This window comes from Stenotrophomonas maltophilia (assembly GCF_013464485.1).
GTDB classification, from domain to species: Bacteria; Pseudomonadota; Gammaproteobacteria; order Xanthomonadales; family Xanthomonadaceae; genus Stenotrophomonas; species Stenotrophomonas maltophilia_AW.
Genome location: NZ_RAUX01000015.1, coordinates 45,790 through 59,877, shown reverse-complemented (window position 1 = coordinate 59,877; position 14,088 = coordinate 45,790). Strand labels below are relative to the sequence as shown.

13 protein-coding genes are annotated in these 14,088 nt (G+C 67.0%); 8 read left to right on the top strand and 5 right to left on the bottom strand.

The features are described from left to right. Positions 1-126: 126 nt before the first annotated feature. Together D7Y61_RS07165 and D7Y61_RS07160 are read right to left on the bottom strand one after the other, a co-directional pair. Positions 127-672 carry a WG repeat-containing protein gene (locus D7Y61_RS07165; protein WP_180865694.1) on the bottom strand — a complete coding sequence of 182 codons (546 nt, stop codon included), beginning with the start codon at positions 670-672 and terminating at the stop codon, positions 127-129. After that, on the bottom strand, positions 669-2,375 hold the full coding sequence (locus D7Y61_RS07160) for an alkaline phosphatase (RefSeq protein ID WP_180865693.1): 1,707 nt from the start codon (positions 2,373-2,375) through the stop codon (positions 669-671). Before D7Y61_RS07160 ends, D7Y61_RS07165 begins: the two co-directional genes overlap by 4 nt. Positions 2,376-2,528: 153 nt before the next feature. On the opposite strand from D7Y61_RS07160, the gene D7Y61_RS07155 reads away from it, so the two are divergent. After that, positions 2,529-3,863 carry a dicarboxylate/amino acid:cation symporter gene (locus tag D7Y61_RS07155; RefSeq protein ID WP_111113551.1) on the top strand — a complete coding sequence of 445 codons (1,335 nt, stop codon included), beginning with the start codon at positions 2,529-2,531 and terminating at the stop codon, positions 3,861-3,863. Positions 3,864-4,044: 181 nt separating this feature from the next. Here D7Y61_RS07155 and D7Y61_RS07150 read toward each other — a convergent pair whose 3' ends face one another. Further along, complete coding sequence (locus D7Y61_RS07150) at positions 4,045-4,803, bottom strand: C40 family peptidase (RefSeq protein WP_219627839.1); 759 nt, start codon at positions 4,801-4,803, stop codon at positions 4,045-4,047. A 146-nt stretch (positions 4,804-4,949) separates the two neighbouring features. Beyond that, positions 4,950-5,528 carry a C40 family peptidase gene (locus D7Y61_RS07145; protein ID WP_180865691.1) on the bottom strand — a complete coding sequence of 193 codons (579 nt, stop codon included), beginning with the start codon at positions 5,526-5,528 and terminating at the stop codon, positions 4,950-4,952. Positions 5,529-5,601: 73 nt separating this feature from the next. Between D7Y61_RS07145 and D7Y61_RS07140 the strand changes: the two genes are divergently transcribed. The 7 genes from D7Y61_RS07140 to D7Y61_RS07110 all read left to right on the top strand — a co-directional run bounded on the left by D7Y61_RS07140 (position 5,602) and on the right by D7Y61_RS07110 (position 12,221). After that, positions 5,602-6,084, top strand: coding sequence for an FKBP-type peptidyl-prolyl cis-trans isomerase (locus tag D7Y61_RS07140; RefSeq protein ID WP_012480915.1), 483 nt, complete (start codon positions 5,602-5,604; stop codon positions 6,082-6,084). A 99-nt stretch (positions 6,085-6,183) separates the two neighbouring features. Next, positions 6,184-7,428 (top strand): DUF418 domain-containing protein, encoded by a 1,245-nt coding sequence (locus D7Y61_RS07135; RefSeq protein WP_180865690.1) that lies wholly within the window; start codon positions 6,184-6,186, stop codon positions 7,426-7,428. Positions 7,429-7,431: 3 nt separating this feature from the next. Further along, positions 7,432-8,682 carry an NAD(P)/FAD-dependent oxidoreductase gene (locus tag D7Y61_RS07130; protein WP_180865689.1) on the top strand — a complete coding sequence of 417 codons (1,251 nt, stop codon included), beginning with the start codon at positions 7,432-7,434 and terminating at the stop codon, positions 8,680-8,682. Next, positions 8,679-10,037: a glutathione-disulfide reductase gene (gorA, locus tag D7Y61_RS07125; protein WP_180865688.1), complete on the top strand. Its 1,359-nt coding sequence runs from the start codon at positions 8,679-8,681 to the stop codon at positions 10,035-10,037. Before D7Y61_RS07130 ends, gorA begins: the two co-directional genes overlap by 4 nt. Positions 10,038-10,197: 160 nt before the next feature. Next, entirely contained in the window at positions 10,198-11,118 is a 921-nt protein-coding gene (locus D7Y61_RS07120) for a DMT family transporter (RefSeq protein WP_180865687.1), read from the top strand. Then, the gene (locus D7Y61_RS07115) at positions 11,025-11,453 is read left to right on the top strand and encodes an MGMT family protein (RefSeq protein ID WP_229301063.1); all 429 of its coding nucleotides are present in this window, start codon (positions 11,025-11,027) and stop codon (positions 11,451-11,453) included. The genes D7Y61_RS07120 and D7Y61_RS07115 overlap by 94 nt, the downstream gene beginning before the upstream one ends. A gap of 93 nt (positions 11,454-11,546) precedes the next feature. Next, entirely contained in the window at positions 11,547-12,221 is a 675-nt protein-coding gene (locus D7Y61_RS07110; protein ID WP_005410509.1) for a rhomboid family intramembrane serine protease, read from the top strand. A gap of 277 nt (positions 12,222-12,498) precedes the next feature. On the opposite strand, the gene D7Y61_RS07105 is transcribed toward D7Y61_RS07110, so the two are convergent. Beyond that, positions 12,499-14,082: a phytoene desaturase family protein gene (locus tag D7Y61_RS07105; RefSeq protein WP_180865686.1), complete on the bottom strand. Its 1,584-nt coding sequence runs from the start codon at positions 14,080-14,082 to the stop codon at positions 12,499-12,501. Positions 14,083-14,088 lie beyond the last annotated feature (6 nt).

The window sequence follows — 14,088 nt, the reverse complement described above, 5'->3', positions numbered from 1 at the left end:
CCCCCAGGGATGGGTTTACGGCGTGTCCTGCCCACCCACACGACCCGCCCAACTCACAGAAAACCAGAGCCGCTTCTGATCTTGCTTTGGCCTCTGCAGGTGCAGGGCGCAGCCCTGCCGAAAACCCTACTTCACCCGACGACCCGAGCGGTCGATCCGGAACCACTCTCCGCCTTCCATCGGCGTGTGGCCATCGCCATCCGGCGTACCGCGACGGCAACCGTTGCAGACCTCGGCGACGCCGTCGCGGAATGGCCAGGCGAAATCGAAGGTGCCCGGCACCACCTGGCGGAATGTCAGATCGAAGTAGCCCACGCGATCACCGACGCGGCCACGCAGCAGGCCTTCTTCCGGTATCTCCGGGCCGTTGTCCCAGGTCAGTACCGGCAGGCTGCGGCCCTTGCGGTCGACGTAGTGGAAACCTTGGTCGGCATACACCACGGCCAGGCCGTGGTCATCAAAGTTCAGGTCTTTCAGGGTGTCCGGCTGGATCTTCGGCCGGTGGTCGACCACTTCGCAGTTGGGCAGCGGCCATAACCCGTGTTCGTCGGTCAGCAGCTTGCACGTCGGTGCCTGTGCCGCTGCATGGGCACTGACCAGCAGGCCGAGCAGGGCCAGCGACCGCGCGAAGCGGCCGCTGGCAGGAGCAGGGCGGGCCTGCAGTGCGATCACTTGGCCTCGGCCTTGCGTTCGAAGGCCGTCGGCGCCGGCAGCTGCACCGGCACGCCCTTGTCGTCGCAGGTGCCGGCCTGGCACAGGCGCTCGCGCAGGGCCGGGGTAGCCTGCACGATCATGTGGTAGATCGCGTTCTGTTCCAGCGTGCCGCGGATCGCCTTGCTGCCCGGGCCGCGTGCCCAGATGCCGACGTCTTCGCCGCCGTGCGACTCGGACTTCATCGGCACCAGTGCTTCCTGCATGTAGTCCGGATGCTCGGTGTCGACCTCGCGCAGGTTCGGGCGGCCGTTGGCCGGTTCGAAGCTGCTCGGGTTGTGCGGGTAGCGCTTCGAGCCGGCCGGCTGCTGGTTGCTGGCGCCGGTGTGGCCCGGGCCGTTGGCGTAGGTCAGGGTGGTGTAGGGCTGGCCGCTGCCGTCCAGCGCATAGTCCAGCTTGCCGGCGCCGTCTTCGCCGCCCTTGTCCTTCACCTTGCCGAGGATCGGGTTGCCGCGTGCCGGGTAGCCGACGAAGTTCAGCGTGTGCGAGTGGTCTGCGGTGACGATGATCAGGGTGTCATCGGCCGAGGTGAGCTCATTGGCCACGCGCACCGCGTCGGACAGCGCCACGGTTTCGGTCAGGGCACGGTAGGCGTTGCCGCTGTGATTGGCGTGGTCGATGCGCGCGCCTTCGATCATCAGCACGTAGCCTTCCTGGTGCTTCGACAGATTCTTGATTGCCGCAGCCGTCAGTTCGGCCAGGCTCGGCTCACCGCCCGGATCCTGCGGACGCTCGTACTCGTAGCGCATATGGTCCGGTTCGAACAGGCCCAGGATGGCCGGCGCGTCGGCCGCGGCCGCCAGCTGCTTGCTGTTCCACACATAAGCGCCCTGCGGATGGGCCTGCTGCCATTCCTGCACCAGGCTGCGGCCATCCAGGCGCTGGCCGACCTTGTCGTCGTATTCCGGATCGCGCTCTTCCACCGTGGTGAATTCACCGCGGCCACCGCCAAGGGCGACCAGCGGACCACGACCATAGCGCGAAGTCGAAAGCAGCTGCTGGGCGATGTCCTTGCAGCCGGCGGCCTTGGCCGCTTCGGTCAGGTCGGTGTCGTTTTCCCAGTTGCGTTCGGGCGAGTGCGCGTAGGTGGCGGCCGGGGTGGCATGGGTCAGGCGCGCGGTGGACACCACGCCCGTGGCCAGGCCGGCGCTGTCGGCCAGCTGCAGCCAGGTCAGCAGGCCCTTGGACAGGCTGTCGGCGCAGTCGGTGCGGCTGCCGGCGCTGACGCCGATCGCGCCCATGTGGGTCTTCACGCCGGTGGTGATGGCGGTCATCGTGCCGGCCGAATCCGGGGTCTGTGAATCGGTGTTGTAGGTCTTGCTGAACGCCGTGGCCGGGAAGCGTTCCCAGGACAGCAGGTTCTCTTCGCCCGAGCCACCCTTCTGCTGGCCTTCGTAGATGCGCGAGGCGGCCACGGTGGTCAGGCTCATGCCGTCACCGAGGAACAGGATGACGTTCCTGGCCTTGCCGGACATCGCACCGTTCGCTGCAGCCTGGGCCGCGCCGCTGCGGTACCACCACTGTGGCGTCTCGCCGGCCGGGTGGGTAACGGGATCGACGGCGACCTTCAGGCCGGCCGGAGCGGAGGCGGGGGCAGTGCTGGCGCAGGCGCCCAGCAGCAGGGTGGTGGCGCAGGCGGCCAACAGGGAGACGGAACGGCGCATGGACGCTGGGATCTCACAAACTGTAACGGGACGTTCATTATGCCCGCCCTCGCAAGGCACGCCGATGACACACTGATTTGCCGACCGGGCGGTCGTTCCCCAGCCATTGTTGGGCTATCGTGCCAGCATCCCTTCCTTCCCTCTGGATTGCCTATGAAGCTGGTCTCTGCCTGGCTGCGGATTCCATTCTGGCAGCGCGTGGTCGGTGGCTTCGTGCTCGGCGCGCTGGCCGGCTGGGCGCTCGGCCCGGCCGCTGAAACGTGGTTCGGCCCGCTTGGCGAGCTGTATGTCACCCTGATCAAGATGATCGCGGTGCCGCTGGTGTTCTTCGCGGTCATCAACGCGATCTCGTCGCTGCACGGCCAGAAGTCGGTCGCCGCGCTCAGTGGTCGCACCTTCCTGTGGTTCGTGATCACCGCCGCGCTGGCGGTGTGCGTTGGCCTGGCCGTAGGCACGGTGCTGCAGCCAGGCGCCGGTGGCCTGCAGTTGTCGATGGCCAGCAACTACGTGCCGCGCGAAGTGCCCAGCGTGGTGCAGGTACTGCTGGACGTGGTGCCGGCCAATGTCTTCTACGCGCTCTCCGGTATCGGCACCAAGGTCAATGCCGCGGGTGAAACCGTGCTGGCGGCCGGGCGTGGTTCGATCCTGCCGGTGATCTTCTTCGCGGGCCTGGTCGGTTTCGCCATCGTCAAGCTGGGCGAGAAGGTGACCGAGGCGCGCAAGCTGGTCGGCCAGATGAGCGACATCATGATCCAGGTGACCCGCTTCGTGCTGGAAGTCACCCCGATCGGCACCTTTGGCCTGATCGCTGGCCTGGTCGGCAGCTACGGGTTCGAGAAGCTGCTGCCGCTGGGGCATTTCGTGCTGGCGCTGTATGTGGCCTGCGCCCTGCACATCGTGGTGGTCTACAGCGCGCTGCTGCTGGCGCACGGCCTGAACCCGCTGAAGTTTTTCCGTGGCGCCGCGCCGGGCATGCAGGTGGCGTTCGTCAGCTCGTCCAGCTTTGCGGCGATGCCGGTGGCGCTGCGTTCGATCACCCACAACCTTGGCGTGAACAAGGACTACGGCTCGTTCGCGGTGCCGCTGGGTGCCAGCATCAAGATGGACGGCTGCGGCGCGATCTACCCGGCGCTGTGTGCGGTGTTCATTGCGCAGTACAGCGGTGTGCCGCTGACCCCGGAACAGTACGTAGTGGTGCTGATCGCTTCGGTGCTGGGCAGCTTTGGTACGGCCGGCGTGCCGGGTACTGCGGTGATCATGGCCACGGTGGTGCTGAGCGCGGCCAACCTGCCGCTGGAGACCATCGGCTACCTGTATGCCATCGACCGAATCCTCGACATGATGCGCACGATGACGAACGTGACCGGCCAGATGCTGGTGCCGGTGATCGTGGCCAAGGAAACCGGGCTGCTTGACCAGGCGGTGTATGACAATCCGTCCAGCAATGTGGGCGTGGACGATCCCGACCCGACGCCGCCACAGCGCTGAGGTTGCGTGGAGATGAAAGGCCCGCCCTGACCGGCGGGCCTTTTGTTTTGTCCCGGTAGATCCACGCCATGCGTGGATGGGCGATGCCGACCAAGGTCGGCACCTACCGGGGGCGCAAACAAAAAAGCCGCTGCAGGGCAGCGGCTTTCTGTCTTTCAGGCGGCAGGGTAGCGCCAGCGGGTCAGAGGTCGACCCGGCGGGCCTGCATGAACTTGTTGCCCCAGTAGCCACTGAGCAGGGTGTCCACGCGGACGTCCTTGCCCGAGCTCGGTGCGTGCAGGAAGCGGCCATCGCCGACATAGATGCCGACGTGGTCGACGCGGCCCTTGCGGCCGAAGAACACCAGATCGCCGGCAGCCAGCGCGGCGCGGTCGTTGATCAGTTCGGCGTTGTCATCGTGCGCCATTTCGCGCGAGACGCGCGGCAGCTCGATGCCCAGGGCCGAGCGGAACACGTAGCCGACCAGGCCGCTGCAGTCGAAACCGCTGTCCGGGTTGCTGCCGCCCCAACGGTACGGGGTGCCCAGCAGGGTCATCGCACGGCGCAGCAGCGACTGCACCTTGCCGTTGTCGGCAGCGGTGCCGACAACGCTGCCATTGGCGGCGCTGCTGGTGTCGTAGTTGGCGAGCAGGCGGCTGAGGTCACCGGCCACCACGGCCGAGCGGTCCATCAGCGGAATGGTGTCGTTGGCGGCCAAGTGCGGCAGCAGGGCGGCTAGGGTGGCGTTGGCGGCGGCATCGACGCGGCTGCGCTGCGGAGCAGCTGCCTCGGCCTTGGCGGCCGGTCGGGCGGTGCTTTCGGCCGCCGGGGCCGGGGTCACATCGGAACGGTTCGGAGCAGTCTGCGACCAGGCCGGAAGGCTGGTCAGACACAGTGCCAGGCCAAGCAGCAGCGGGCGGGCACTACGTGAAGATACGGAAGTCTGGCCTTCGCTTTTCAGGTCGTCAGTCGTCACGCGTCGGTCACAGGAAAAAAACGATGGGGCATCATGCCCTGTAAAAGCGCGGATAAGTTAAAAATTCCGTTAGTAATTCGTTAGTTTTGGAGTGATGGGTGTCACAGTTTTGAACATATCGCCTGTTCATCTTAGCGAAGAACGCGTTTCGCCCCCGTGTAATGGTCTTTCCAGTAAGGCCCACTGAGCGAGTCGAGCCGGACCGTGCCGCCGGTGCTCGGGGCGTGCACGAAACGTCCTTCACCCACGTAGATGCCAACATGGGTGACGTTGCCGCGGCTGCCGAAGAACACTAGGTCGCCGGTGGCCAGGCGCTGCGGATCGATCTTCGGGCCCTGTACCGCCGCCAGGTCGCGCGAGGTGCGCGGCAGTTTCAGGTCCAGCATCTCGCGATAGACGTAGGCCACCAGGCCGCTGCAGTCGAAGCCAGAATCCGGGGTGTTGCCGCCGTAGCGGTAGGGCGTGCCGACCAGGCTGATGGCACGCATCAATACCGAGTTGGCCGCCTCGGGGTTGTCCGGCACGGTCTTCGGCCAGTTCGCCGTCGGCGGGGGCGGCGCGGGGCGGGTGGCCTTGCCACCGCCGCAGGCGGTCATCAGCACGGGCAGGGCCAGCAGCAGGGCCGGGGCGAGGAGCCGGCGCAGGCCGGACGAAACTGGCGTGATGTGCATGATCTCCGGATAATGCGCCACCTTAGGATTGGCCGTCATGATGGCGGCGTCCCCGCCGGGCGACAACCCGCCCCAACCCGCCTGCCTTCGGCAGATCCAGACAGAGTTGCGCATGAAGATCGAAAAAGACCGCGTTGTCCGCTTCCACTACACCGTTTCCGAAGTCGGCCAGGAGCCGATCGAATCGTCCAAGGACCGCGGCGAGCCGCTGGCGATCCTGATCGGCCACGGCAACATCATCCCGGGCCTGGAAAACGCCATGATGGACAAGGAAGCCGGCGCGACCTTCAGCGTCGATGTCAATGCTGCCGACGCCTACGGCGAGCGCCGCGAGGGCCTGTCCCAGCGCGTGCCGAAGAAGCACTTCGGCAACACCAAGCTGGCCCCGGGCCAGCAGGTCGTGCTGCAGACCAACTTCGGTCCGCGTGCGGTGACCGTGCAGAAGGTCGGCATGAGCGTTGTCGACGTCGACCTGAACCACCCGATGGCCGGCAAGGACCTGCACTTCGACGTGGAAATCGTCGACGTGCGCGAAGCCGGCAAGGAAGAGATCGATCACGGCCACGTCCACGGCGACGGTGGTCACCACCACTGATCGCGGCGCGACAGTGATGGCAGCAACGGCCCGCTTCGGCGGGCCGTTGCGTTTCTGGAACACGGCGCGACCATCCATGGTGCACAGGCGGGCGGCATAATGGCGGACCTGCCCGACGGACGCCCCGTGAACGCCGCTGCCCCCTCTCTGCAACCGCTGGCTTCCGGCGAACGCATCGCGGTGCTGGATGTACTGCGCGGTGCCGCGCTGCTGGGCATCCTGCTGATGAACATCGAGGCCTTCAGCGGACCGCTGGACCTGGCCTTCACGGGTATCGACACGCACTGGCAGGGCATCGACTACTGGGCCGATGCGTTCGTCTACGTGTTCGTGCAGGGCAAGTTCTTCACTCTGTTCTCGCTGTTGTTCGGCGCCGGCTTTACTGTGATGGCGCAGCGCGCCGAGGTGGCCGGGCGTGCGTTCACCCCGTTCTACCTGCGCCGCAGCGCGGGCCTGCTGCTGATCGGCCTGTGCCATGCGCTGCTGGTCTGGTCCGGTGACATCCTGGTGCTGTACGCGCTGGTCTCGCTGCCGCTGCTGGCCTGCCGCGAGGCGCCGCGCAACTGGCTGCCGTGGATGGGCATGCTTGTCTATCTGGGCGGCGTGGCGATGATGTTGCTGGTCGGCGCTATGGTGTCGATGGCCTCGGCCGAGGACGTGCAGAAGATGCTCGCCGACGCACAGCAGAGCATCGACCTGCAGCGGCAGGTATATGGGCACGGCAGCTGGATGCAGGCCACTGGGCAGCGCCTGGGTGAATTTGGCGCGTCGATGGGCGCGCTGCTGATCACGGGCCCGGAAGTACTGGGCATGTTCCTGATCGGCAGCTGGTTTGCCGGCAGCGGCGCGCTGTCGGCGCCAGAGCGCTTCCCGCGGCTGTACGCCGTGCTGCGTTGGGCGGCACTGCCGCTGGGCCTTGTGGTCACGCTGTTCGGCGTGGCCTGGAAGCCATATCTGGCCCCGGGGGCCTACGATCTGCAGGTGACGGCAGCGATGGCGCTGGTGTCGATCGGCGGTCTGCCGATGTGCCTGGGCTACCTGGCCTGGATCGTGCACTGGCGCGCGCGGCTGAGGTGGCTGGCACCGGTTGGGCGCATGGCACTGACCCACTATCTTGGCCAGTCCGTGTTCTGCACCTGGCTGTTCTACCACTATGGGCTGGGTGCGTTCGAGGTGATGCCACGCAGCGTGCAGCTGCTGTTCGCGCTGTTGCTGTTCGCCGTACAGGTGGGCATCTCGCACGCCTGGCTGCGCCACTTCCGCTTTGGGCCGATGGAATGGCTGTGGCGCGCGATGACCTACCGGCAGTGGCCGCCGATGCGGCGCGAGGCCGGGCAGAGCTGATCGATGCGGGGCGCACGCGAGGATGTGATCGTGGTGGGTGCCGGTGCCATCGGCCTGGCCGCCGCGCTCGCACTGCGCGCGCACGGCCGGCAGGTGCGTGTGATCGAGCGGGGACGCATCGGTGCGGCAACCTCGCACGGCAACTGCGGCACCATCACGCCGAGTCATTCGCCACCGCTGGCGGCCCCTGGCGTACCGCTGCGTGCGCTGCGCTGGATGCTCGACCCGCGCGCACCGCTGTATGTGCGCACGCGGCTGGATCCGGCGCTGTGGCGCTGGCTGCTGCAGTTCGGGGCACGCTGCAATGCGCGTGACTGGCTGCAGTCCACACGGGCGCGCGGCGCACTGTTGAATGATTCACGGCTGCGCCTGGCGCAGTGGGTGGAGACGCATGCGCTGGACTGCGAATTCGAGGCGCGCGGTCTGGACTATGTGTTCGGTGACGCCCGCAACTTCGACCATTACGCGGCCGAGTGCGAGGTATTGAACGCGCAGGGTATCGCCACGACCTGCATCGCTGGCGGTGACTATGCGCGCGACAATCCTGCGTTCCATGATCGCATTGCCGGTGCGGTCCACTTTCCTGGCGATGCACAGCTGCGTCCGGACCGCTATACCGCCGAGCTGGCGCGCGTGCTGTGTGCGCAGGGCGTGGTCATCGAGGAACACGCGGATGTGCAGGATTTCAGTACCGATACGCAGGGTGTGCGCGTCCACGTCGGCGAACGCACGCTGCGGGCGCGCGAGCTGGTGCTGGCCACCGGCCCGTGGTCGCGCGACTGGGCACGACAGCTGGACCTGCGCGTGCCGATCCAGCCCGGCAAGGGCTATTCGCTGAGCTGGTCGCGACCGGCGCAGGTGCCGAAGCGCCCGGTGGTGCTGAAGGACCATTCCGTGTTCGTGATCGCCTGGCGCGACGCGCTGCGGCTGGGCGGCACCATGGAGTTCGCCGGTGCCGACCCGCAGCTGCGTGCGACCCGCCTGCAGGCGTTGCAGCGCGCCGCCGACCACTACCTGCGCGCGCCACGCGGTGCGCAGCTGCAGGAACAGTGGTGTGGCTGGCGGCCGATGAGCGTGGACGACGTGCCGATGATCGGCCGCGCGCCTGCGCGTCCTCACGTCTGGCTTGCAGCCGGGCATGGCATGCTCGGCATCAGCATGAGCGCCGGCACCGGCCAATTGATTGCCGATCTGGTCTGCGGCCGCACGCCCGCGATCGATCCCGCCCCTTACCGACCCGAGCGATTCCGATGAGCACTGCACCCTATGATTACGATCTGATCGTCCTTGGCGGCGGTTCCGCCGGCCTGGCCGGTGCGATCCGCGCCGCGCAGCATGGCAAGCGCGTGGCGATGCTCGAACCCGGTGAACTGGGCGGCACCTGCGTCAATGTTGGCTGCGTGCCGAAGAAGGCGATGTGGCTGGCGGCCGACCTGCACGAGCGCATCGGCCTGGCCAGTGCGATGGGCTTCGATGTGCCGGTGCGCCCGGCACTGTCCTGGAAGGAGCTGGTGATCCATCGCCAGGCCTACATCAGCGACATCCACGCCAGTTATCTCAAGCGCCTGGACGAAACCGGGGTGGTACGCATCCCGGCGCGCGGCCATCTGCTCGACGCGCATACCGTGGCCTGCAGTGATGGCGTGCGCTACAGCGGCGAGCACATCCTGATCGCCACCGGCGCGCACCCGCTGCGCCCGGACATTCCGGGTGCCGAGCTGGGCCTGGTTTCCGATGATTTCTTCGATCTGCGCGCGGCTCCGGCCGAGGTGGCGATCATCGGTGGTGGTTACATCGCGGTGGAACTTGCCGGGCTGTTGCAGGCCCTGGGCAGCCGGGTGAGCTTGCTGGTGCGCGGAAAGCGCTTGCTGGAACGCTTCGACTACGAGTTGACCGACCAGCTGGCCGAGAACCTGAAACAGCAGGGTGTCCGCATCCATTTCGACTACCGCCTGCGCGAGCTGCAGCGCGATGGCGAACGCGTGCGTGCGTTCGGCCATGACGGCCCGCTCGACAGCGTGTTCGATGCAGTGTTCTTCGCCACCGGTCGCCGCGGCAACAGCCGTGACCTGGGCCTGGAAGCGCTGGGCATCGGGATCGGTGAGCATCAACAGGTGGAGGTGGACGAATGGCAGACCACGAGCGTGCCGAGCGTGCATGCGGTCGGTGACATCGCCGGCAAGGTCGGTCTGACGCCGGTGGCGGTGGCTGCATCGCGGCGCTTGATGGATCGCCTGTTCGGCGGCCGCCCGCAGTCGAAGATGGACTACGGGAACGTAGCCAGTGTGGTGTTCTCGCATCCTCCGCTGGGCGCGGTGGGCATGAGTGAAGAAGAGGCGCGCGCCCGTTTCGATCAGGTGAGCGTGTACCACAGCCGTTTCCGCCCGATGCTGCAGGCGTTGGCCAACGGCACCCAGCGCAGCCTGTTCAAGATGGTCTGCGCGGGCCCGGAAGAGCGGGTGGTGGGCATCCATCTGCTGGGTGAAGCGGCCGACGAGATCCTGCAGGGTTTCGCGGTGGCGGTGAAGATGGGGGCGACCAAGGCCCAGTTCGACGATACCGTGGCGATCCACCCGACCTCGGCCGAGGAAGTGGTGCTGATGCGCTGACCTGCAGTTTGTAGAGCCGAGCCCACGCTCGGCTGCTTTTCGTCCAGGCATGGCGAAGCCGAGCGCAGACTCGGCTCTACAGGGCACCGGCCGCGCCCATGAGACAATGGCTGCCCCCCACGCCTTTCCGGGCCGCCCTATGCGGGCCGCCGTCGTCCTGATGTCCAGCCCCGCTTCCCGTATCGCCACCGCTTCCCCGCGCATCGCGCTGGGGGGTATCGGCCTGGCCGCGATCGGTGCCATCGCCGCCTCCGGCAAGGCCATCATCGTCAAGCTCGGCCTGCGTCATGGTGTCGATGCCACCACGCTGCTGGCGCTGCGCATGCTGATGGCGCTGCCGCTGTTCGTGTTGATGGCACTGTGGGCCGCGCGCCGGGCCGAGCCGCTGTCCTGGGCCGACCGCGCCCGCGTGCTGTGGCTGGGCTTCACAGGCTACTACCTGTCGAGCCTGCTCGACTTCCAGGGCCTGCAGTACATCAGCGTGACGCTGGAGCGGTTGATCCTGTACTTGAACCCGACCCTGGTGCTGCTGATCAACGTATTGCTGGCGCGCCAGCGGCCGGGCCGCTGGCAGATCGGCGCGCTGGTGCTGAGCTATCTGGGCGTGCTGCTGGCCTTCGGCCACGATCTGCAGCGCGAAGGTGGGCAGATCATCGTTGGCAGCCTACTGGTGCTGGGCAGTGCGCTCAGCTACGCGCTGTACCTGTTCGGCAGCGGCCAGGTGGTGGCGCGCATTGGCGCGGTACGGCTGACCGCCTATGCCAGTTGCGTGGCCAGCGTGCTGGTGCTGCTGCATTTCGCGGTGACCCATCCGCTGCCGTTGCTGTGGCAGGCGCCGGCACCGGTGCAGTGGCTGTCGCTGGCCAATGCCACCGTGTGCACGGTGCTGCCGGTGCTGGCGATCATGCTGGCGGTGCAGCGCGTGGGTTCGTCGCTGGCTGCGCAGGTCGGTATGCTGGGCCCTGTTTCCACCATCGTGATGAGCCTATGGCTGCTCGACGAACCGATGGGGCCGGCGCAGATCGCCGGCACCGTGCTGGTGCTGATCGGCGTACTGCTGGTGACCCGCCTGCGGCGCTGACGCCGGAGCAGGCGCGTGCGCGCATCCTGGCGGTCATCCGCGCGATCCCGGCGGGGCAGGTGATGGGCTATGGCCAGGTGGCGATGCGCGCCGGCCTGCCGGGGCGTGCGCGTTTGACCGCGCGCATCCTCGGCCAGAACGACGACCCGGACCTGCCCTGGCACCGCGTACTGCGTTCGGATGGACGCATCGCCATGGAAGAGGGATCGGCCGGCTGGCGCGAGCAGTCACAGCGGCTGCGTGCGGAGGGCGTGGTGGTGGAGAACGGCCGGGTGCGGATGCCGGCCACCGATCCGGCGGCCGCACTGGATGCTGCCGTATGGGGCCCGGGCTGAGCGCCGCTGGCGACTGAACGGGCTGCGCCTGCCGGTCGCCAACAAGACACGGTGCTGCGGCTATGATGGAGGCCGTTCCATGCCGGTACTCCCATGTTCCCGCGACTGCCCACCGTCACCAAGGCCCTGCTGATCGCCAATGCGATCCTGTTCCTGCTGCAGCAGCCGTTCCTGCTCGGCATGCAGACCTTCGAACCGTTCATGCTGCAACCGCTGCAGCAGGGCTTCGATGCGTTCTCGCCGGGCGGCAACTTCCAGCCGTGGCAGCTGCTGACCTATGGCTTCCTGCATGGCAGCTTCGGCCACCTGTTCTTCAACATGCTGGCGGTCTTCATGTTCGGCGCGCCGCTGGAGCAGACCTGGGGCGAGAAGCGCTTCCTGCTGTACTACCTTGTGTGCGTGGCCGGTGCCGGCGTCTGCCAGTTGCTGGTGGGCACGCTGCTGGAGAATCCGGCCACGGTACTGGGCGCCTCCGGCGGCGTGTTCGGCCTGCTGCTGGCCTACGGCATGTTGTTCCCGAACCAGCGGGTGATGCTGCTGTTCCCGCCGATTCCGATGAAGGCGCGGACCTTCGTGATCCTGTTCGGCGTGGGTGAGCTGGTGCTGGGCATGACCGGCTGGCAGCCGGGCGTGGCCCACTTCGCGCACCTGGGCGGCATGCTGTTTGGCTGGCTGCTGATCCGCTACTGGCGCGGGCAGCCGCCGTTCAACAAGCGCCGCCCGCCCGGCCCTCCGAAGCGCCCGAACCACCTGCGCAGCGTGAAGTGAGGCGCGATGCGCCTAGCTCTACGCGGGTAGGTGCCAACCTTGGTTGGCACGCTTTGAATGGGATCATTTGACGCTGTAGGTACCGACCGTTGGTCGGCACACCTTCTCTCACGCGGGTAGGTGCCGACCATGGTTGGCTGGCTTTGGGAAGGATCATGTCGGTAGATGCCAACCCCGGTTGGCAATCGCTTCTGCTGCCTCGTGCCAACCAWGGTTGGCACGAGGCAGCAGGTAATGCAGTTGATGGGGAACACGCGCCTCCACGCATGGCGTAGCTCTACAGATCCTGCAACACCACCTGCGCGGCATTGTGCCCAGGTGCACCGGTCACGCCACCACCGGGATGGGTACCCGACCCACACAGATATAACCCGGGCAGGGCGCCGCGATAGCCGGCCTGGCCAACCATCGGCCGCGCAGAAAACAGCTGGTTGGCACTCAGTGCGCCGTGGAAGATGTCGCCGCCGATCAGGCCGAAGGTACGCTCCAGATCCAGCGGGGACAGCACCTGGCGGCCCAGTACGCTGTCAGTGAAACCCGGCGCATACCGTTCAACGGTGTCGATCATCAGTTCGGCCACCATTTCACGATGATCATCCCAGTGACGCCCGCCGGGCAGTACAGGCGCCACATGCTGGCAGAACAGGCTGACGACGTGCTTCCCTGGCGGCGCCAGCGAATCGTCCAGCGTGCTGGGAATGAGCATTTCCACGATCGGTTCGCGTGACCAGCCATCGCGGCGTGCATCCAGCCAGGCGCGGTCCATGTAGTCGAGGCTGGGCGCCATGATGATGCCGGCGCTGAGATGTTCGCCGGGGCCGGGCAGGGCGCGGAAGTCCGGCAGCCGCGACAGCGCGAGGTTCATCCGGAACGTCCCGGAGCCGCAGCGCCAGTGTGCCATCCGCTCGCGCGTCGCCGCCGGTACCTGCGCCGGTTCCAGCAACTGCTCGTACAGCAGCTTGGGGTTGACGTTGGCGATCAACGCGCGTGCGCGCAGGGCTTCTCCGTTGGTCAACAGTACGCCGACCGCATGGCCGCCCTCGATGAGCAGCCGCTGCACGCCGGCATCCACGCGCAGTTCGGCGCCGGCTTCGCGCGCTGACGCAGCAATCGCCTGGCTGATCGCGCCCATGCCACCGATTGCATGGCCCCAGGCACCCTTCACGCCGTTGCATTGGCCGAACACGTGGTGCAGCAGCACGTAGGCGCTTCCGGGCGTGTAGGGACTGGCATAGTTGCCGACGATGCCGTCAAAGCCGAACAGCGCCTTGATCGGCGCGCTCTCGAACCAGCGGTCCAGGTACTCAGCCGCTGACAGCGTGAACAGGTCCAGCAGTTCCTGGCGCAGCGAAGCATCCAGCGTTGCCAGTTCGCGGCCGAGTTTCCCCATCTGCCACAGTGCGGGCAGGGCACGCCAGCCACCGGCAACGCCGATGTCTGGCGGCGCGCGCAGCGCCCACGCACGCAGTACGTCGGCGAATGTCTCCAGACGCGCTTCGTATGCGGGCAGGCGTTGTGCATCCCGCTCGGAGAACTTCGCCACCTCGGCCTGGGTGCGGCCCGGCGCCGACAACAGGTAACGGCCGTCCGGCAATGGCAGGAAGTTGTTGGCCGGGCGCGCGACAATGCGCAGCCCATGCGCATGCAGCTGCAGGTCGTCGATCACCTTTGGCTGCAGCAACGACACCGTGTATGACGCCACCGAGTTGCGGAAGCCGGGATGGAATTCCTCGGTAACCGCCGCTCCGCCGAGCACGCCACGACGTTCGAGCACCAGCACCTGCTTGCCGGCGCGTGCCAGATAGGCCGCACAGACCAACCCGTTGTGGCCACCACCGACGATGATTGCATCCCAGGACATCAGCAC